We start from the raw sequence: 18,834 nt of genomic DNA, 5'->3' as shown, positions 1-18,834 counted from the left end.
TTTCTTTGATACTCTTATTAGAGATGGAAAGCGTTTCCGCTTAATAGTATCCCGAATACTAGAATATTGATTTCTACTAGGGGATGGGGGTAAATAATATGCGTAATTTAGTAATACTTGGCGGCGGTTATGGTGGTATGAAAATCGCGCTAGGCTTAATTGAAAAGGGTTTACCAAATGATACGAAACTTACAATTGTTGATCGAAATCCATACCAATCATTAAAAACTGAATTCTACACGATTGCTGCTGGAACGGTAGCTGATCGAGAAGTACGAGTTGATTTTCCTAAAAATGAGCAAATAAATTATGTATTTGGCGAAGTTGCGAAAGTAGATACAGAAAACCAAAAAATCTTATTCTCGGATAAAAGCGAACAAGTTTTTTATGATTATTTGGTTGTTTCATTAGGATGTGAAGACAATTATCACGGTATTGAAGGGGCAGAAACCTATACAGAGAGTGTACAAACCTTTGCCAATGCTAGAAAGACCGGCCTTGAAGTTGGTAATTTGAAAGCATATGGAAAAGTTACCATAGTGGGAGCAGGTTTGAGTGGGATTGAGGTTGCTTCGGAAATTAGAGAAAGTAGAGCAGATTTAAATATCCGTTTACTGGACAGAGGCGCTTCTGTATTAAAAGCGTTCGATCCTCGAATTCAAGGCTATGTTGCTGACTGGTTTAATAAAAATGATGTAGAAGTTTTACACCATGCCAATGTCGAGTATGTGGAAAAAGATGGCGTATGCAATAATGGGGTATGCTATGTGAATGATGTAACGATCTGGACTGCAGGTGTTCGTCCAAACCGCATCGCAAGAGAGTTACCATTTCAAAAAGATCAGCACGAAAAAATTGTCGTGAATGAATACTTCCAGGTACCAGAACAAACAAATGTGTATATTGTTGGTGATTGCGCATCATCCATACATTCACCTAGTGCACAGCTCGCAGGTGTTCAAGGTGAGCAAGTAGCGGTCATTTTAAATGCTATCCTGCGTCATAAAGAACCAAAACAGCCGAAGGAAATTCGCTTAAGAGGTACCCTTGGTTCTCTTGGTAAAAATGATGGATTTGGTAATATGATGAAGCAGCCGATGACTGGTATTGTACCACGTCTGGTTAAATCCGGTGTATTGTGGCTGAATAAACGACATTAACGAAAACAACCACCCGTGAGAACGGGTGGTTTCTTCATAGATTCTGCCCTTCAAAGATAATATGCCGCTTATTAACCATGCGTTCAGCCGATGTTTCTCATGGACCAAGCTTTATTCTCCTTTGGTTTTACTTTCCTTCTTTTGATCCATCATTAAGGTTAATGGTTTATCATTTCCTGAAATCAGTTTAAATAAAAAAGTGGAGGTGAGTTTATAGCTTTCTTCAATCTTCTCTGCCACAAAACTAGTTCTTTCAAATAATATTGATCGTAAATTACTCAGCTGGCGATAGGATTTTTCCAGTAATGCTTCCTGATTCTCTATATTGTGTATGACCTTATCTTGTTTATCATTTTGAACATCAATTTGTGCTGACATCGATTGTTGTAAAGTAACCAGTTCATCCATTTTACTAGTGAAATGATGATTGGCATGCTCATATTTTTCTAACTGGCTTACGATTTCTTCATTGGATTTATGAATTCGATTTATTTCGTCTAACATATCCTGATTAACCATACTATTTTTCTCAACTACCCGATGTAGCTCTTTACTATTATCCTCCAACATCATCAACCAATCCCTTGCCTGTTTTTCGAATTCAGCGTGTTTATCTCCTGTCTTTTTTATTCCTTCTATTTCATCAGCAACCTCTCTCCATCTACTATCATCCATATATTTTTGTTTTTGCAACGATATCCTCATATCCTTAAATGCTTTATGAAACGAATCATTTGCTTCTTGTTGCACCTGTAACCACTCTTTTAGGAAGTCGCTTTTAAAGTAGCTTTGATTTGGTTCTTCGATTAATTCGTTATTTTTAAATAGATTTGGATGTCCACTCGTGTTCATAAATATTCCCAAGGTAACACTCCCTCTCACATGTCCCTATTCACAATTAGATTCAACTACTTCATTCTATGCACCACTATCCTTCCACGGGACAAATAACTATCCTTCGTTGTATGCAAATAAAAACGCCAGAGGCACGACTCATGCATCTGACGTTTAAAATTTTATATGTTCTTGATTGCATCGGAGATTAATTCATCTCCAGAAATTAAATCAAATGCACGATTAATGGTGGCAGGCTCATCTAGTGCAGCGACAACTGTGCGCGCAACATCCTCTCTCGGAATAGAGCCACGCTCTAAATTATTTGCAGCCCTAACATTACCGGTTCCAGGTTCATTTAATAATCCACCTGGTCGAATGATGGTATAATCTAGGCCTGAGGCCATCAGCATTCTATCTGCATAATGCTTTGCGACATAATAAGGCTTTATTACCTCACTCCAATTAGTACGGTTATGCGCTTGAAGTGCACTGACAATAAGATAACGTTTTACTCCTGCTAATTCAGCCGCTTCCATCGATTTAACTGCCCCATCTAGATCCACCAGCAATGTTTTATCAAAGCCTGTTTTTCCACCAGAACCCGCAGCGAAAACAACTGCATCACAGCCTTTTAACGCATCTGCAAGCGCATCAACAGAACCCTCTAAATCGGCTATAACTGTCTCAACGCCTTTTTCTCGTAGAGCATCTGCTTGCTCTTTTTTGCGAACCAATGCTCGAACTGTATGGTTTTCACTAGCTTGTAAAAGATCTACGATGTGTTTACCGATTTGACCGTTTGCACCAATAAGTAAAACCTTCATTATGAAACTCCTTTCAAAAATACCTTTATCTATATTATTTGATATTTCCTACATAAATGAAAGGATTTCGCATTTTTATGGTCTCAAGTAAAAAAACAAGTAGGAGAGGAAAACCTCTCTTACTTGCTTTTTAGTCCTTCCGATTTAAGTATTCATTTGGTTCTTCACTACCATGTACAGAGCTATTTTTAAATTGACTTTTTCGTCCATTTCGGTGCTCACCATGATTTTTATTTTCTTTAAACATATTATTAAATTCCTTTTCCTTATTGACCAACTCATCGCCTCCCTTTTCATATTCATTATAGTTTTTGGACTTATAGCAAACTTATACTCTCTTTCTGAATTCGGGGTTATGAGACCATTTAGCCCAAAGAATTATTCTAGGATGACCTATTCGCACGTTGGTTCATATGATATTTAGACTAATGAACCATAAGGGAGAATTGTATATGCCAAATGAAGTTTGGGGAGTTGATTCTGCAGCAAGTGTCACCCAAGCGCTCTACAATTGTGTGATAAATAATTTTGGAAAGCCTTCGTATTGGGGAAGATATCTAACAACCGTTCCAAATGTATCCGAAGGTTTAACGGAAAGTGAAGCTTCCTTCATACGCCGTAATGGGATACGGATTTTACCTATTTACAATGATTTCAATTCAGCCGTCGGCTATCGTAACGGGAGAGTTACGGCTGCGAATGCAATATTTCATGCGAGAAGACTTAATTATCCAGAAGGCAACTTCGTCTTTGCTAATACAGAAAGATCCTTTGATATAGATGAAGCATGGATTCGTGGATGGGTTGATGCTTTATATCCGAGTGGCTACCGCCCTGGTATTTATGCAGACCCAAGTACATCTAATTTTAACGAGGCTTATTGTGCAGCAGTTGCCAATAATGCCGAAGTAAGCAACCAGCTTGTTATATGGAGTCAGGAACCAACACCTGGACCAACTAGAAAAAGAGATGCACCAGCGTACAATCCAATTACCCCTAGATGCCAAGCAAATGTGTGGGGATGGCAGTACGGTGAAAATGCTGAGGAATGTCCGATTGATACTAATTTATTTGATACGAGATTATTGGAAGGTCTATGGTAAGAACAAAAGCGCAAGCCCCATGATAGAGACATACGGACGGTACTGGACCGTAGGAGATAAAGGAAACACAGCGACCGAAGAAAGCCGATGTTGACTACTTATCCTACGAAGGCGAGGGAAGTCTCGCTTGTCTTTGGGCGCTGAAGCTGGACGTGGCTGTTCCTGTTAATGGATGAAGTCACTCCAAACATTTATACTTTCTTTACTTACGAGAAAAGGATGCGTAGCTCTATTGCTACTCATCCTTTTCCTTCTTGCGTAACAGTTTTTGTTATAGCGCCTTTGCCCAGCGCTTCGACAACACTTTTACCAGAAATCCTACCTGAGAATAAACACCCACCTAAAAAAGTGCCTTCAAGTGCACGATACCCATGAAGACCACCACCTCCAAAACCGCTTACTTCACCCGCAGCAAAAAGTCCTGTGATTGGGTCTCCGTTATTATCAAGAACCCTAGCTGATAAATCTGTCTGAAGTCCACCTAAGGTTTTCCTACTCAAAACATTTAACCGAACTGCAATTAACGGTCCATTTTTGGGATCTAAGATTTTATGTGGTGACGCAACACGAATTAATTTATCACCGCGATAATTCCTTGCTCCTCTTAACGCTGTTATTTGAAGGTCTTTTGTAAAGGTATTATCCATTTCTAAATCTCTAGCAGTAATTTGTCTTTCAATTTCCTTTACATCAAGTAAGTGATCACCGGTAAGTTGATTCATTCTTTTAACCAATTCATGCAAATTATCCTCAACGATAAAGTCTTCTCCTTTATCCATAAATGCCTTAACCGGAGCGGGCGGACCAGGTAATATTCTCGATAAAACCTTCCGAATGCTTTTTCCAGTTAAATCTGGATTTTGCTCTGAACCTGATAATGCAAATTCTTTTTCAATAATCTTCTCGGTCAGAATGAACCATGAGTAATCATATCCCGTTTTCATAATCGTTTCTAATGTTCCTAACGTATCAAATCCTGGAAAGTTTGGAGCGGCGAATCGTCTTCCACGTGCATCCAACCAAATAGAAGAAGGTCCTGGTAATATTCGGATACCATGCTGTGGCCAGATCGGACTCCAGTTTTTTATCCCTTCCGTGTAATGCCACATTCGATCACGATTGACAATTCTTCCTCCGGCTTTTTCTGTAATTTCGAGCATTCGACCGTCAACATGTGCGGGAACACCTGCTACCATCCGTTGAGGCGGATTTCCTAATCGAGTCGGCCAATTTTTACGGATTAGTTCAAAATTTGCACCAATACCTCCACTTGTAACGATTATCGCTTCTGCCTCGTATTCAAAATCCCAGACAACATCACGAGAGCTAGTTTCACCTCTTTTAGCATCGCTTGGTACTAGCACAGCACCTCCCGCTCCTGTCACACGCCCATTTGCGTGTACTAAATAATCTACGCGATGTCTCGGCCGATAGTCAATCAGACCTTCCTTCCTATATTCACGAACCTTGGTTTCAAATGGTTTAACAATACCAGGACCTGTTCCCCATACAATATGAAATCTAGGCACCGAATTCCCATGCCCTTCTGCTAGATAACCACCACGTTCTGCCCATCCAACTACAGGAAAGAATCGTACACCTAAACTGCGTAGCCAGGACCGCTTTTCTCCTGCTGCAAAATCCACATACGCTTCCGCCCATTTTTTTGACCAGTAATCTTCATCCGCTTCACGGTCAAATCCTGCCGTTCCTAACCAGTCCTGCCATGCCAGCTCTTTAGAATCTTTAATTCCCATTCGACGCTGTTCTGGAGAGTCAACCAGAAACAGCCCGCCAAATGACCACCAGGCTTGTCCCCCTAAGGATGCCTCTGGCTCCTGATCAAGCAATAAAACCCGCTTTCCTGCATCCGCAAGCTCAGACGTAGCAACTAACCCTGCAAGTCCTGCCCCTACAACAATTGCGTCGAACTTCTTCATCATCATTCTCCCCCAATAACATTCGTGACTTTTAAGTGGTTACACTCCATGATGACTTTAATTTCTATCGCATAAACCTTGTTCGTGAACCACCTAACATTAGACCGGAACAAAAGCATATAGAACGATTCTTTACCTAAGTATAGTATTACGATGTCATAACCTCAATTATTTTTTGAAAATTATAAACACAAGTACTTCTAAGCGCTTATTATGATACACTACAAATAAAGTAAAACTTTAATTCGGTGTAGAACTACTGCCCGATACATGCGGGATAAAAATTAAAAACGCTTGTATGAAACATCTATGCTATTCATCACGTCTTATATACGAGATAGGAAGTTAGGAGGAAATTGAGTGGGCCACTCGAAAGCTTTCCATCCGACATGTGATAAAGAAGACCTGGAAATCGTTCAATTAAACCCAAGCCAGGCTATTGAGATAATCATGGATACGTATGGAGATGAGATTAAAAGACTTGTATTTACTTACCTAAAAAACAGTGCCGATACAGATGATGTAACACAAGAGGTTTTTGTGACTATCTACCAAAAACTAAATACCTTTCAAGGAAAATCTTCTTTAAGAAGTTGGATCTACTCTATCGCCATTAACAAAAGTAAAGATTATTTGCGAAGCTGGAATTCCCGCAATAAAAGACTGCGCGAGAAGCTTGCACAATCTTCACATACGATAACAAAGGAAGAGATAACACCTGAAGATAGGACACTCCAAAAGGATAATTCGAATGAGTTGTTCACAAAGGTGATGGACCTACCGGTAAAATACCGTGAAGTTATTATCTTATTCTATTTTAAAGAATTATCTACAAAGGAGATTAGCCAAGCATTAAAAATGAATGATGCAACTGTTCGAACCAGGCTCAATCGAGGCCGTGAAAAATTGAAGGAATGCTTATCTCCAAAACGAGGTGGTGAAAGCCATGGATAAGCAACTAAAAGATTTAAAAACAAAATTCGAAAAGGACATACCGACGTCATTTACCGAAAAAGACAAACAAGCGATTCGAAGTAAAATCAACCAACTTACAGATAAGCAGCCGCGCCGCAGAAGCTTTCGTCTCTATCCACAGCTTCTTACTGGTGTTGTCATTGCGGTTACCATTCTTATAGTTGCTGTTACGATTAATAATCAACCAAATATGTTTAATAGTAGTGACAAAGCCACTGATGCCGAAAGTGAAAAAACGGCTGAACTCAATACTGCCGAAGCACAAATGGATTCTTTTGAAGGTGAAACAGCAGGTGAAGAAGACAGTGCCGGAATGGCAGAGTCAAATTCACTCGGAAATGTTTTCAATCCGGAAACCGTCCAACATGATCCTAGTTTTTCAGTAGAGAACATCGAGGAAAATAGTAATGAAATCATCATTACATTTAGTGGGGCGATGATTGCAGGGAACTTTATGAATAATCAACCACTGGAATTCCAGCCCACTGAAGAATCACGACAGGAAATTCCGATAGCAATGGGCGATGAAGCAAAAGAAATCCCTATATTTATTTCCAATGAAGAATTTGCTCGGGCAGTTTATAAGAGTGAGATTGAGAATTCAGCCCAGCTTTCCTTACAGGTTACGGAGATAAATTATCACTATTCACCCGAAGGATCTAGCATCTATGTAAAGGTCGCCGACCAGCAAGGTATGTCAGGGATTGCAATACAAAGCTATTCCACTACAATCGCATTATCCAAGGAACTACAAGCGGTATATGAAGACTATAAAGCTTCACTAGACGATAAGCTGCTATCCGGATTAAATCCAATTGACGTCTTTAAAATCTACCAACACGCTACCTATAAGGGAGATCTTGAAGTAGAATATGCTTTGTATTACAAACAGGAAAATCATTACTATCCTGATAAAGAAACCTTCTTAGCGGAAGCAAGTTATTCTGAGAACAACGCCGCGGAATTTTATCAAAGCATGCTAGAAGTAAAATCTTTTGAGGAATTTTACCTGAACGAGGAAGAAGTGCTCATTCGATACACCTTAGATAATCTCATCAGTTTCCGACTCTATAAAGACAGCTCATCCAACGTCTGGAAGGTTTCTTATTTGCCTATTCAGTAAATCGAAAAAACATCCGTAACCCAGTAAGGATTACGGATGTTTTTTTGGTGCACGTGGGGCACTTTCAAAGTCTAACTGTCGATGTGTGCCATCACAAAATGGTTTATTTGCTGAATGACCACATCGACATAATGAAAAACTCTTTTTCGTTTCAAATACATTCCCTTCCGCATCCACTAACTCCGCATTTCCGGTAATGCGATAGGAACCATTATCATTAACTTTAATCACTACCTTATCACTCATATAACCCTCTCCTCTGATAATACTCTTTATAAAACCATTGGATGTATTATCTTACGTTTTACAGCCCAAAATGTGCCGATACGCATTTTGCGGAGAGAAGTGACCAGTCGTACAATTTTCACTTGCAATAAAGTTAAATTTCACAGCTATACGGATAAATATATTTAAAATATTATGCTAGTATTATGTTAGAAATTATTAAGCTAACTGTGAAGTAATGTGGAATAAGAAAGTTGTAAGTATTTAGGCTTAGACTAAATACTGCACAGCAAAGCTGATTACTATTTCATGTATGAAAGACTACTAACCAAGGGTGTCCTAATGCACATTTTAGATCAGATACAGGTTTCTTTTAAATTAAATTTAACAAAGTTAATTAGTTCATAAGTTGACATGATTGGTAATACATTTTGCTATTCAAGTAACTTTATAGTTGCATACACTTGACACGCAACCATTTGGTTGCTTATACTTGCTACATGAATTGGGATAATGACGCTATATTCAAAGCACTTAGTGACGCCACTCGGAGGCTTATATTAGATGAGCTATCTGAACGCAACGAGTTAACGTTGTATGAACTTACAACACGTCTCGTTATGAAGCATGACCTTTCCATCTCGCGACAAGCGATAGCAAAACATCTTACTGTATTGGAAGTTGCTGAGCTCGTAAAATCGCAAAAAAAGGGAAAATATCGAGTACTCATTTTCAATAATGAACCACTCAAAAATTTGTTGAAAGGATGGATAGAGTAATTTTTCAAAAAACATCTAACGAGATTCAAGCTCAATTAATAGTAGAGCATTAATCAGATATTAAGGGAGGAAAAACATTTGAAGATTGTTGTTACCAGTATATTCGTAGATGACCAAGAAAAGGCATTAGAATTTTATTCAGAAACGTTGGGATTTGTAAAAAAGCATGACGTTCCTACAGGAGAACATAGATGGTTAACGCTTGTATCACGGGATGAACTAGACGGAACAGAGCTTTTACTCGAACCGAATGAACACCCAGCTGCAAAAGAGTATCAACAGAAGTTATTTGACGATGGAATTCCAGTAACAATGTTTGGTGTTTCAGATATTCACAAGGAGTATAAACGTTTAGTGGAAAAAGGAGTACAGTTTACTATGGGCCCTACAGAAATGGGGAATATTACCATAGCAGTTTTCGATGATACTTGCGGCAATCTTATTCAGATAATACAGCAGTAATTTATGATATAGCATTGAAAATTAGGTGGGATAAAAATGGATAGTAACATAAGATTGGAATTTGAAAAATCTAAATCGGGCGATAAAAATGAGCGTTATGAAGCCTATCATAATATCCTAAAAATAACGGATCAAAAAGTTGATTGGGCGTATGAGATATGGGATCAACTAGTGGAGGACTTAACGCATAAAGATAACCATCAACGCTCTCGTGTAGCTCAATATTTAGCTAACCTAGCCATAAGCGATCCAGAGATGAGGATGATGAAAGATTTCTCTAAATTATGGGAAGTAACCTATGATGAAAAGTTTGTGACAGCTAGGCATAGTCTCCAATCCATATGGAAGGTCGGAATTGCGGGCGCAGCCCAAAAAGAAATGGTGATGGAATATATGGTTCAACGTTTTAAAAAAGGAGCAGATGAAAAGAATTTCACTTTAATTCGTAATGACATCCTTCAAAATATGAAGAATCTATATGACCATTTAAATGATGGGTCTATCAAACAAACGGCTTTAGATTTGATTGATACGATTGAGGACAAAAAGTACCAGAAAAAATATATGAATATATTTAAGTAGTACCTCAATATCATGGCTTGCTGAAGATTAAAAATATCTTCAGCTTTCTAATTTATCAAAGTTTCAAACATAAGTATGTGCTTCACAGTACAAAAAAATTTAAAAAGATGGGGAAGAACGATTAGGTGTTGAGTAAATGATAAAATCGGAGAAAGCACTTGCGTATGATAAGTATAGTGTAGTGGAAAAACCCGATGTATATATTAACGGTAAATTAATCAATCATACTAATGTGGATAGTAACAATAAGGTATCCGATAAAAGAATGTAGAGGCTTAATCGAAATTAAGCCTAACAGAGAACTCCCTAAGAAGTTTGAAGTTAAGTTTAATTTAAACAAAGTGTTAAACCAATCTGGTAAATGGACAATTAAATTTTCTCTGTAACATAAGTCAGCAATACTGATTTTTGATTCTGGAAACATATATGCAACTTGCAAATTTTTCTTATTTAACCAAAGGATGCAAAAGTGAAACAACACGGTCATTACTGTCAATGGACTTTTCTTGACTTCGACTATATTAGTATAAAATCGTGACTTCTTAAGCTCACTGAAAAAAAAATAGTGGAACAGGTGAATATCAGTAAATTTGTGCCATTTTTGTTAGTATTATTGTCCAATTTGTCAAGAACAGTCCAGTGATCAGCGAAACGTTACGAATCTCCTACACGATTTTCCATCCTGCCAATCTTTTCAATTTCCAGGGTAACCAAATCACCAGCTTGCAGAAATTTGGGTGACTCCATTCCAAATGCCACGCCATCAGGAGTCCCTGTCATAATGATATCACCAGGATTAAGTGTAATAAGGTTGGAAATGAAAGCGATTAGATATGGGATATCAAAGATAAATTTTTCTGTGTTAGAAGACTGGCGTTCTTCACCATTCACATAGCTTTTAATTACGAGACTACCAGGATCTTCTATTTCGTCTGCCGTTACAACCCATGGTCCAATTGGAGTACTTCTATCCAATGTCTTACCCTGCAGCCATTGTGGTGTTCGTTTTTGTAAATCCCGTGCTGTAATATCATTTCCGATGGTATAGCCTGCAATAAAATCAAACGCATCCTCTTTCGGCACATTGGATGCCTCTTTTCCGATAACAACGGTAAGCTCTACTTCATAATCAAGCTTGTCGGTAGCTGGTGTTTTGTTAATCTCATCCTCAGGACCAATTAAGGCATTCGAGAATTTAGCAAATAACACTGGATAGTCAGGAATATCACTCTTCATTTCTGCAGCATGCTCCACATAATTTCGACCAACACATATTATTTTTGATGGATTGGGAATAGGGGTGCTTAGATATACTTCTTCACGCAGCAAATAGCTTACATCGTTTGGATTATTTTGAACGTATGTATAGGCTTCAATTCCTTTGGTTATTACAGCATTCCCTGTCTTATAAAAATCATTTGGACTGGTTGGAATGGATCCATCTAAGTCCTCGTTCCTTCTCTGTTTAGAAAGCATTTGTAGATATGCCTCTTGTAAATCTACAACCTTATTTTCTAAAACAAATCCAATCCGTAATGGATCATTATGATCCTTCAAGCGATAACTGACTAGTTTCATTTGCACACCTCATTCTCTATTTTTGGGACTTTCTTTGCACAATTATCCCTACTAATATTCCTAAAATTCCAAAGAAAAGGTATATCAGAAGTCCTTCTAAATACCAATATGAAATGGGTTCACCAATAAGCATTCGATTTCCATCCACTATAATTAGATTATCTTTATTAACACGTATACTGTCTATTATGGAGATCTTGTCTTTATAGATTAATCCCACCAGTAACCTAATAGCACCTATAGAGGAAAATCCAAATGTTAGCCAAAATGCCTTCCACTGGTTTTTTGCATGTAAAAACACAAGAATTAACGGAAAAAATAATACGAGCAAAAACACGCAAAAATGTGTTATCAGATTGGGAAATTCCCACGGGGACAATAACAGATATAAAAAAAGAGACACCAATAGCGCAACTCCATAACGAATAATTACTTTTGACATTGGAATCCTCCCTATTATTGTACCTTATTATGTGGTTATCTGATAATTATGCAAATTCAGTTGTGGGTTTACTTCCTTATTGATATTGTAAGTATAAGGAGAAATTTACTAATAAAGAAAGAAGTTGAACACGATTATGACGAACCCATTAAATTATATTGTAGGGTGTATGGCAGCTAGCGAATTAAACTATGAAACACAAAAGATACAAACCGAACACCGTCTTAAATTAGCTCGCTTTTGGGGTATTGAGGATGGTAACAATATATTAGAAATAGGCTGTGGCCAAGGGGATACTACGGCTGTTCTTGCTTATTTGGTAGGAGAAAATGGTTTTGTACATGGCGTCGATATCGCTTCTCCTGATTATGGAGCCCCGCTTACCTTAGGCGAATCGATTGACTATCTAAAAAGTTCTTCCTTATCCTCTAGAATACAGGTTGACTTCGAACGAGATATCCTATCTGATGACGTAGCATTTAATGAGCATACTTTTGATGCAGTAATTTTATCACACAGTTCATGGTACTTAAACAATGCTCATGAACTTGAAAAAATTCTGCAAAAACTGAAGAAATGGGGTAAGAAATTATGCTTTGCTGAATGGGATACGCGCGTAACAACTGCCGAACAGCTCCCTCACTTTCTTGCCGTTCTTATACAGGCTCAATATGAATGCTTCCAAAGTGAGACATCATCAAATGTTCGCACACTATTTACACCGATGGATTTAAAAGAAATAGCGACAAAGGCTGGGTGGAATATTACGCACGAGAAATCTATCTATTCGCCTATGCTCCAAGATGGGGAATGGGAGATCCATCAAACGCTTTCGGAATATCACGATAAACTAATAAACAGTAATGAAATGCCTTCAAGGCTCTCGACATTAATACAGTCACAAATAAAGCTACTAGAAGATGCCATTAACAAGAATAACGTGAGACCCATGGCTGCTTATACCTTTACAGCGGAGTAATCGTTCAAGTAATATAAAATCTCTTGGCTTCTTTGACCAAGAGATTTTTCTATGCTTCATATTCGTGCTTTAACATGGAATACACTACTGTATCATGAAAGGCTTGTCCATCAAAATCCGTATGCCTTAGTACCCCTTCTTTTTTAAAACCAAACTTTTCTAATAGCCTTCTCGATCCTTCATTTCCGGAAAATATATCACCAACTAATCGATTAAGGTTCAACGTCTCAAAAACATAAGGAAGAATAACCCCCAACACTTCGGTCATCACGCCTGTTTTTTGATAATCCTGCTGAATTACAGCTCCCATTTCTGCTTTTCTGTGCCACATATGTAGCTTATGCAATCGGAATTGTCCAATTAAAGCTCCATCTTCTTTATGAATAATTACCCAGGGTATCTCTTTTTGTTCCTGAAACTTAGCTAAGTATTGTTTAATGGCCGCCTCCATTTCTTCTTCAGTCTGCACGGGATGTGGTGTAATGAATTGCATGGTGATTTTATCTTGCATGAAGGCGAACAGCCTACTTGCATCATCAAGCGCTACTCCTCGTAACAAATAATTCTTTGTTTCCAATATCGGTATTTCCGTTAAAGCCTGGTGCTGTTTCATATTTCTCCTCCATTTTTATGTGAACCTAGTTCTACAGATTATTAGATAGTATTACGTTAAGCTCTATTATATCAAATGGCAGTGACAGCATAATTCGCCGTACAGTGTTATGCTATTAAAATCAGAAGCTATCTTTCTAGATTACTATTTTTAATATCCACTACTAATTCTGCTAGTCCGTTTTCAAATAAGTGACTACTTCCATCCTGAATACGTATGGTCGTATCCGCAAAACCCTTCGTAAGTTGGACTAAGTGATTAATTGGGACAGTTTCATCATGCATACTGTGATAAAAATAAGTATCAATCGATTGTGGTAATTTCGCGTAGAATCTTTCATCTAGTACAAAATCTGAACGACTCCAGTCCCTATCAATTCCCCAATAGGGTGTAGCTACAATAAAAAGCCCCCTTATCGAAACGTTACATTCCTCTTCTGACAGATATTTCAATAATACTGTACCACCTAAGGAATGCCCGACAAGTATGACCTCACCGGTGAGTGAATCGAAGTTTTTCTGAAGTTCTTTTTTCCACTGATGATAAACTGGCTCCTCTGGGTTTGGCATGCTGGGATTGAGTAAGCTATACTCATTGCTAAGATTTTGCTGTAAATATTCAACTAACCCTTCACTTCCTTGTTGATTTCCTTGAGGACCTGCGCAATGAATAAATAACACTTGCTTTTTCATTTCTGGATACCTCCCTAAAAATTAAGCGGTTGTATTACCAACCTCCATTACATGCATCTCTACTTTTCTTCTATAGTCGAGACTTGCCATAGGACACCAAATCTATCTTGAACTTGACCATATAAGGGACTCCAGAAAGTTTCTTGTAAAGACATTTCTACCTTACCACCATTTGCTAATTTTTCAAAGATTGTTCTCGTTTTCTCACTTCCATTAATCATAATAGCGATGGACAGCTGGTTACCAACTTGAAAAGGCTGATCTGGGAAAGTATCCGAGATCATTAAATCAGATTTCCCAATTTTCAATTGGGCATGTAATACCCGATCTTTAACATCAGCAGAAAAAGAGTCGCTCTGGGCCGGATTTTCTCCGAAGGTTTGAACGCCAAGAACGTTTGCATCTAATGCATCTTCATAAAACTTAATGGCTTCCTTTCCATTACCATTTGTTATTAAATAAGGGTTTATTTCAACTACCATTTTCTCACCTCTAATTTATTTTTTATGGCGTTTAGTACGCCATTTTTCACTAGTATTACAAGCTAAAAAAGTACCCTCCATATAAAAAGGCAGGTGTGGAAAATCAACGAATTCAAGCTGTTTGTCCAGTTTGATAACTACTCCATGAATATGATATTACGTAAGCCATTTTTCAGTTGATTGGAGGGAAAATTAAGATGAAGCTATATCTTGATCCTGGTCATGGAGGTAATGATCCTGGTGCACAGGGAAATGGCCTTCAAGAAAAAAATATTAATCTAGATATCGCTTTAAAAATTAATAATCTATTAACTAGTAATTACGAAAATGTAGACGTGAAGATGAGTCGAACTAGTGATATTACCAAGAGCTTAAGCCAACGTACGAACGAAGCAAATACATGGGGAGCAGACTATTATGTTTCCATTCATTGTAATGCGTTTAATGGTTCTGCTCAAGGCTATGAAGACTATATTCATAGCTCACTTTCCGATTCTTCCCAAACAGCACGCTATCAAGATATTCTGCACGAAGAAATTACCGCGGTAAATCAATTACGCGATCGTGGCAAGAAAAAAGCAAATTTTCATGTACTCCGTGAATCCAATATGCCTGCATTTCTTTCTGAAAACGGGTTTATCGATAATGCACACGATGCATCCTTCATGCGAGATAATTCTTGGAGACAGCAGGTAGCGCAGGGGCATGTAAATGGAATTGCGCGCGCGTTTAACCTTCCGCAAAAAAACAACAACGATCCTGAACCTGATGTGTTTTACGTTATTTTAGCGGGCTCGTTTCAATCAAGAGACAACGCAGAAAGTCGTGTAGAAAATCTTCAAGACAATCATATTGCTGCATTTGTATCAACAACTACTATTTCAGGAGAACGTTGGTACCGGGTGCAAGCTGGTGCATTTGCAAACCCTAATAATGCCGAGAGACATCTTGATACTGTACAGCAAATTGTTCCAGACGCTTATATACAGCAAGAACAGCGATAATCACGAATCTGCCAAGCGGTGCTTGGCAGATTACATAACCAATTCTATAATTGTACTTCTTTTGGCTCTTCTCCTGTTTGATTGGGCATTAATCTCACGAGCTCCGGCTTAATTTCTAAAATCGTATAGGCTGGGTCCTGCGGTCCATCAAACCATGGCGCCATATTATCAGTCCATAGCTTTTGCTTTAGTTCCTCTGAATTATTAATTGATACCTTACCATGATAATCCACATACTGATCACCATATCCTTCTCCTTGGTAACCAATTAATATATGTGTATATGGATTTTCTTCAACTTCCTCCACCTTATCCGTTTCAGTGCTTGTAGCCGTATATAAGGTTAAATCCTCATGGAAAAAGGTCATAAATCTTGTATGTGGGCGATTATTTTTTATCGTTGCCATTGTACCAACTTTATTTTCTTCAATAATTTTCTCCACTTCTACACGTATATCTTGTTGACTCAACAAACACACTTCCTTTACGTAAATTCGATATGCTTAGTATTGCTAACTATAGCCAAATTTAAACAAAGGAAGGTAAAAAGGAGTAACTATCATGAATCAAAATTACTCCTTTTTTAATAGGTTACGCTTCTACACCAACACCATTAACCTGTTTCACAAATTCTTTCATTAAAGTCGGTAGGTCTGGCCAAGCATGACCCGATATTAAGTTACCATCCGTATGATTGGACTCACTAACATAAGTTGAACCTAATGCTTCTACCTCAGGCTTACAAGCAATATAGGCCGTCAGTTCTCTTCCTTTCATATGCTCACGAACAGTCGATAACACTTGCGCCGCATGACAAACAGCCGCAATTGGTTTATTTTCTTCAAAGAAGTGACGAACAATTACAGGTACATGCTCACTCAAACGCATATGCTCCGGTGCACGACCACCCGGAATAATTAACCCATCATATTCCTCAGGATTGATAGCTTCGAAGCTTGCAGTAGCTTCAATTAAATATCCTTCCTTTTCTGTGTATGTATCCCATCCGATGAAGTCATGAACAACAGTGTGCAGTTTCTTCGGTGATAATGCAGCAATTGTCGTTTCGAAGCCTTCCTCTAAACAACGAAAATAGGGATAATAAATCTCCAAAGCTTCTACTGCATCTCCAGCAAGAATCAGTACTTTTTTGGTCATGATTACTCCTCCTCATGATTTTATATTGAACACTTACATACTATATTCGATTCCAAGAGCAATTAGTCCTCCCAGAATTTATCCTTTACAGATAGGTCACAAGAACTGTTTTTCCATCAAATGAATCCACTTATATTTTGTTCTTCTTCTACTAATTTGTAGTACACTCTATATAGTGAATGTGGGGTAAGGAGGAAAAGGAATGCCGAAGATTTATGGACCGATAGTTGATGAACAAACGCGTTGTACACATTATCATACGGAGAAGGATATCATTGCGATAAAATTTAAATGCTGTCATAAATATTATCCATGCTTTAAATGTCATGAAGAAAGTGAGAATCACGACATAATTAGATGGAAAGCCAAGGAATTCGATACGAAGGCTATTATATGTGGCGTTTGCAAGACAGAACTCACGATTCATGAATACCTAAAAACAACACATTGCCCAAATTGCCAATCAAGCTTTAACGAAGGATGCCAATATCATCACCACCTATACTTTGAGGTGACATAAAATCTGTCATTCTAGCATATCTGAGAAAAATAAGAAGCAATCACCTTTCAATCTATGGTGATTGCTTCTTTTCGTTACGTATCACTAGAATTTAAATCGCTTTTCCTTCGATAAAAACATGTTCTACTTGACTGCGTAAGTCGAATGGATTACCACTCCAAATGACAAAGTCGGCATCTTTTCCTACTTCAATTGAACCAACTCGATCAGCAACACCAAGATGCTTTGCTGCATCAATTGTTATTGCTCGAAGTGCTTGCTCCTCTGTAATACCTCCATTAATCGCGTGTACCGCACTTGTCACTAAGTAGGATATTCCTACAACTGGATGATCTGTTGTGATAGAACAGGATATTCCAGCATCCATTAGTGTTTTAATGGTATTCCAACCCTTGTCCTTCAGTTCTACTTTAGATCTACTGGACATTGTTGGACCAACCGAGACACGGACATCCTCATGCTTCGCAATATAGTCGGCAATATGATGCCCTTCTGTACAATGCTCAATTGTTACATCAATATCAAATTCGCGCTTAATGCGAAGAACCGTTAAAATATCATCTGCTCGGTGTGCATGCACACGCAATGGAATTTCTTTACGTATTACTTTAGCAAGATTCTCCATATCTAGTTTTCTTTCTTTTTGTTCACCATTTAAATAGTTTTGTGCTTCAATCAATTTTTCACGAAGTCTTGCAGCAACTCCCATTCGGGTGACCGGCATCTTACCCTTAGGACCATGCACCATTTTAGGGTTTTCCCCCAAAGCTGCCTTCATACCCGAAGGTGCCTTCACAACCATTTCATCTACAATATGACCTGCAGTCTTTAAAACGACCATTTCTCCACCAATGACATTCGCACTCCCTGGCATTACCTGTACAGTGGTAACCCCTGATTTCCGAGCATCTTCAAATCCTTTTTCCATTGGATTAATTCCATCAATGGCACGCACTTGAGGGGTAATTGGACTGCTCGTTTCGTTAAAATCGCTTCCCTCTTTTCCAACACCTTCCTCGGATACACCCAAATGAGTATGTACGTCAATGAGTCCTGGTGTTACCATTTTTCCAGCAGCATCGATTACCTGATAGCTATCTGGAATCGCTTTATCATTTGTTATCGATTCGAATTTCCCGTTCTTTACAAGAATCACCTTATCTTCTATTTTGTTTCCTGTTCCATCAAAAATTGTGGTATTTTTAATTGCTAGCATCCTATTCCTCCTCTTTATTCGCTTACTATTCTATTATTATAACATGGTGAATATTTCACCGGTTTTCTGTGAGCGATCAACCGATGAAACTTTCTAATTTTCTAGGTACTATTTCCCTTTTTGAATGATATTGGTGACAG

The 18,834-nt window shown here is 38.2% G+C and carries 24 protein-coding genes; 11 read left to right on the top strand and 13 right to left on the bottom strand.

The annotated features are described in order from the left end of the window. Positions 1-98: 98 nt before the first annotated feature. Positions 99-1,160, top strand: a complete 1,062-nt coding sequence (locus ABC228_RS07800; RefSeq protein ID WP_345824547.1) for an NAD(P)/FAD-dependent oxidoreductase — start codon at positions 99-101, stop codon at positions 1,158-1,160. A gap of 111 nt (positions 1,161-1,271) precedes the next feature. Here the strand turns inward: ABC228_RS07800 and ABC228_RS07795 are convergent, their stop codons facing one another. The 3 genes from ABC228_RS07795 to ABC228_RS07785 all read right to left on the bottom strand — a co-directional run bounded on the left by ABC228_RS07795 (position 1,272) and on the right by ABC228_RS07785 (position 3,098). After that, a complete protein-coding gene (locus ABC228_RS07795) occupies positions 1,272-2,024 on the bottom strand; it encodes a hypothetical protein (RefSeq protein WP_345824546.1) in 753 nt (250 codons plus the stop codon). 152 nt (positions 2,025-2,176) lie between these two features. Next, on the bottom strand, positions 2,177-2,821 hold the full coding sequence (locus tag ABC228_RS07790; protein WP_345824545.1) for an SDR family oxidoreductase: 645 nt from the start codon (positions 2,819-2,821) through the stop codon (positions 2,177-2,179). A 130-nt stretch (positions 2,822-2,951) separates the two neighbouring features. Next, positions 2,952-3,098, bottom strand: a complete 147-nt coding sequence (locus ABC228_RS07785) for a hypothetical protein (protein ID WP_345824544.1) — start codon at positions 3,096-3,098, stop codon at positions 2,952-2,954. Between the two features lie 175 nt (positions 3,099-3,273). Here ABC228_RS07785 and ABC228_RS07780 point away from each other — a divergent pair, with 175 nt between their 5' ends. Beyond that, entirely contained in the window at positions 3,274-3,924 is a 651-nt protein-coding gene (locus tag ABC228_RS07780) for a glycoside hydrolase domain-containing protein (RefSeq protein ID WP_345824543.1), read from the top strand. 239 nt (positions 3,925-4,163) lie between these two features. Here the strand turns inward: ABC228_RS07780 and ABC228_RS07775 are convergent, their stop codons facing one another. Continuing rightward, positions 4,164-5,867, bottom strand: a complete 1,704-nt coding sequence (locus tag ABC228_RS07775) for an FAD-binding dehydrogenase (RefSeq protein WP_345824542.1) — start codon at positions 5,865-5,867, stop codon at positions 4,164-4,166. A gap of 357 nt (positions 5,868-6,224) precedes the next feature. On the opposite strand from ABC228_RS07775, the gene ABC228_RS07770 reads away from it, so the two are divergent. Further along, entirely contained in the window at positions 6,225-6,818 is a 594-nt protein-coding gene (locus ABC228_RS07770; protein ID WP_345824541.1) for a sigma-70 family RNA polymerase sigma factor, read from the top strand. Beyond that, positions 6,811-7,962, top strand: coding sequence for a hypothetical protein (locus ABC228_RS07765; protein ID WP_345824540.1), 1,152 nt, complete (start codon positions 6,811-6,813; stop codon positions 7,960-7,962). The genes ABC228_RS07770 and ABC228_RS07765 overlap by 8 nt, the downstream gene beginning before the upstream one ends. A gap of 30 nt (positions 7,963-7,992) precedes the next feature. Here ABC228_RS07765 and ABC228_RS07760 read toward each other — a convergent pair whose 3' ends face one another. Beyond that, positions 7,993-8,208, bottom strand: a complete 216-nt coding sequence (locus ABC228_RS07760; protein ID WP_345824539.1) for a CDGSH iron-sulfur domain-containing protein — start codon at positions 8,206-8,208, stop codon at positions 7,993-7,995. A gap of 479 nt (positions 8,209-8,687) precedes the next feature. Here ABC228_RS07760 and ABC228_RS07755 point away from each other — a divergent pair, with 479 nt between their 5' ends. The 4 genes from ABC228_RS07755 to ABC228_RS07740 all read left to right on the top strand — a co-directional run bounded on the left by ABC228_RS07755 (position 8,688) and on the right by ABC228_RS07740 (position 10,281). After that, a complete protein-coding gene (locus tag ABC228_RS07755) occupies positions 8,688-8,966 on the top strand; it encodes an ArsR/SmtB family transcription factor (protein ID WP_345824538.1) in 279 nt (92 codons plus the stop codon). Between the two features lie 78 nt (positions 8,967-9,044). Beyond that, entirely contained in the window at positions 9,045-9,428 is a 384-nt protein-coding gene (locus tag ABC228_RS07750) for a VOC family protein (RefSeq protein ID WP_345824537.1), read from the top strand. 36 nt (positions 9,429-9,464) lie between these two features. Then, positions 9,465-10,010 (top strand): hypothetical protein, encoded by a 546-nt coding sequence (locus ABC228_RS07745; protein WP_345824536.1) that lies wholly within the window; start codon positions 9,465-9,467, stop codon positions 10,008-10,010. A 136-nt stretch (positions 10,011-10,146) separates the two neighbouring features. Beyond that, a complete protein-coding gene (locus tag ABC228_RS07740) occupies positions 10,147-10,281 on the top strand; it encodes a hypothetical protein (protein ID WP_345824535.1) in 135 nt (44 codons plus the stop codon). A gap of 383 nt (positions 10,282-10,664) precedes the next feature. Here ABC228_RS07740 and ABC228_RS07735 read toward each other — a convergent pair whose 3' ends face one another. Continuing rightward, entirely contained in the window at positions 10,665-11,588 is a 924-nt protein-coding gene (locus ABC228_RS07735; RefSeq protein ID WP_345824534.1) for a fumarylacetoacetate hydrolase family protein, read from the bottom strand. 16 nt (positions 11,589-11,604) lie between these two features. Continuing rightward, positions 11,605-12,030, bottom strand: coding sequence for a hypothetical protein (locus ABC228_RS07730; protein ID WP_345824533.1), 426 nt, complete (start codon positions 12,028-12,030; stop codon positions 11,605-11,607). Positions 12,031-12,166: 136 nt separating this feature from the next. On the opposite strand from ABC228_RS07730, the gene ABC228_RS07725 reads away from it, so the two are divergent. Next, the gene (locus ABC228_RS07725; protein ID WP_345824532.1) at positions 12,167-13,009 is read left to right on the top strand and encodes a class I SAM-dependent methyltransferase; all 843 of its coding nucleotides are present in this window, start codon (positions 12,167-12,169) and stop codon (positions 13,007-13,009) included. A 49-nt stretch (positions 13,010-13,058) separates the two neighbouring features. Here the strand turns inward: ABC228_RS07725 and ABC228_RS07720 are convergent, their stop codons facing one another. From ABC228_RS07720 to ABC228_RS07710, 3 genes are all read right to left on the bottom strand, one after another. After that, a complete protein-coding gene (locus ABC228_RS07720; protein ID WP_345824531.1) occupies positions 13,059-13,622 on the bottom strand; it encodes a GNAT family N-acetyltransferase in 564 nt (187 codons plus the stop codon). A 128-nt stretch (positions 13,623-13,750) separates the two neighbouring features. Beyond that, positions 13,751-14,314, bottom strand: a complete 564-nt coding sequence (locus tag ABC228_RS07715) for an alpha/beta hydrolase (RefSeq protein ID WP_345824530.1) — start codon at positions 14,312-14,314, stop codon at positions 13,751-13,753. Positions 14,315-14,373: 59 nt separating this feature from the next. Further along, a complete protein-coding gene (locus ABC228_RS07710; protein WP_345824529.1) occupies positions 14,374-14,796 on the bottom strand; it encodes a VOC family protein in 423 nt (140 codons plus the stop codon). A 197-nt stretch (positions 14,797-14,993) separates the two neighbouring features. On the opposite strand from ABC228_RS07710, the gene ABC228_RS07705 reads away from it, so the two are divergent. After that, positions 14,994-15,800: an N-acetylmuramoyl-L-alanine amidase gene (locus tag ABC228_RS07705; protein WP_345824528.1), complete on the top strand. Its 807-nt coding sequence runs from the start codon at positions 14,994-14,996 to the stop codon at positions 15,798-15,800. 44 nt (positions 15,801-15,844) lie between these two features. Here ABC228_RS07705 and ABC228_RS07700 read toward each other — a convergent pair whose 3' ends face one another. Continuing rightward, complete coding sequence (locus ABC228_RS07700) at positions 15,845-16,279, bottom strand: pyridoxamine 5'-phosphate oxidase family protein (protein ID WP_345824527.1); 435 nt, start codon at positions 16,277-16,279, stop codon at positions 15,845-15,847. 112 nt (positions 16,280-16,391) lie between these two features. Then, complete coding sequence (locus ABC228_RS07695) at positions 16,392-16,958, bottom strand: DJ-1/PfpI family protein (protein WP_345824526.1); 567 nt, start codon at positions 16,956-16,958, stop codon at positions 16,392-16,394. Positions 16,959-17,160: 202 nt separating this feature from the next. Between ABC228_RS07695 and ABC228_RS07690 the strand changes: the two genes are divergently transcribed. Beyond that, positions 17,161-17,478 (top strand): CHY zinc finger protein, encoded by a 318-nt coding sequence (locus ABC228_RS07690; RefSeq protein ID WP_345824525.1) that lies wholly within the window; start codon positions 17,161-17,163, stop codon positions 17,476-17,478. Positions 17,479-17,569: 91 nt separating this feature from the next. Here ABC228_RS07690 and ABC228_RS07685 read toward each other — a convergent pair whose 3' ends face one another. After that, positions 17,570-18,694: an amidohydrolase gene (locus ABC228_RS07685; protein WP_345824524.1), complete on the bottom strand. Its 1,125-nt coding sequence runs from the start codon at positions 18,692-18,694 to the stop codon at positions 17,570-17,572. Positions 18,695-18,834 lie beyond the last annotated feature (140 nt).

Source organism: Ornithinibacillus xuwenensis, assembly GCF_039614845.1.
GTDB classification, from domain to species: domain Bacteria; phylum Bacillota; class Bacilli; order Bacillales; family Amphibacillaceae; genus Ornithinibacillus; species Ornithinibacillus xuwenensis.
Note: the sequence above shows the minus strand (reverse complement) of the source record. Positions and strands in the feature narration are given on the sequence as shown.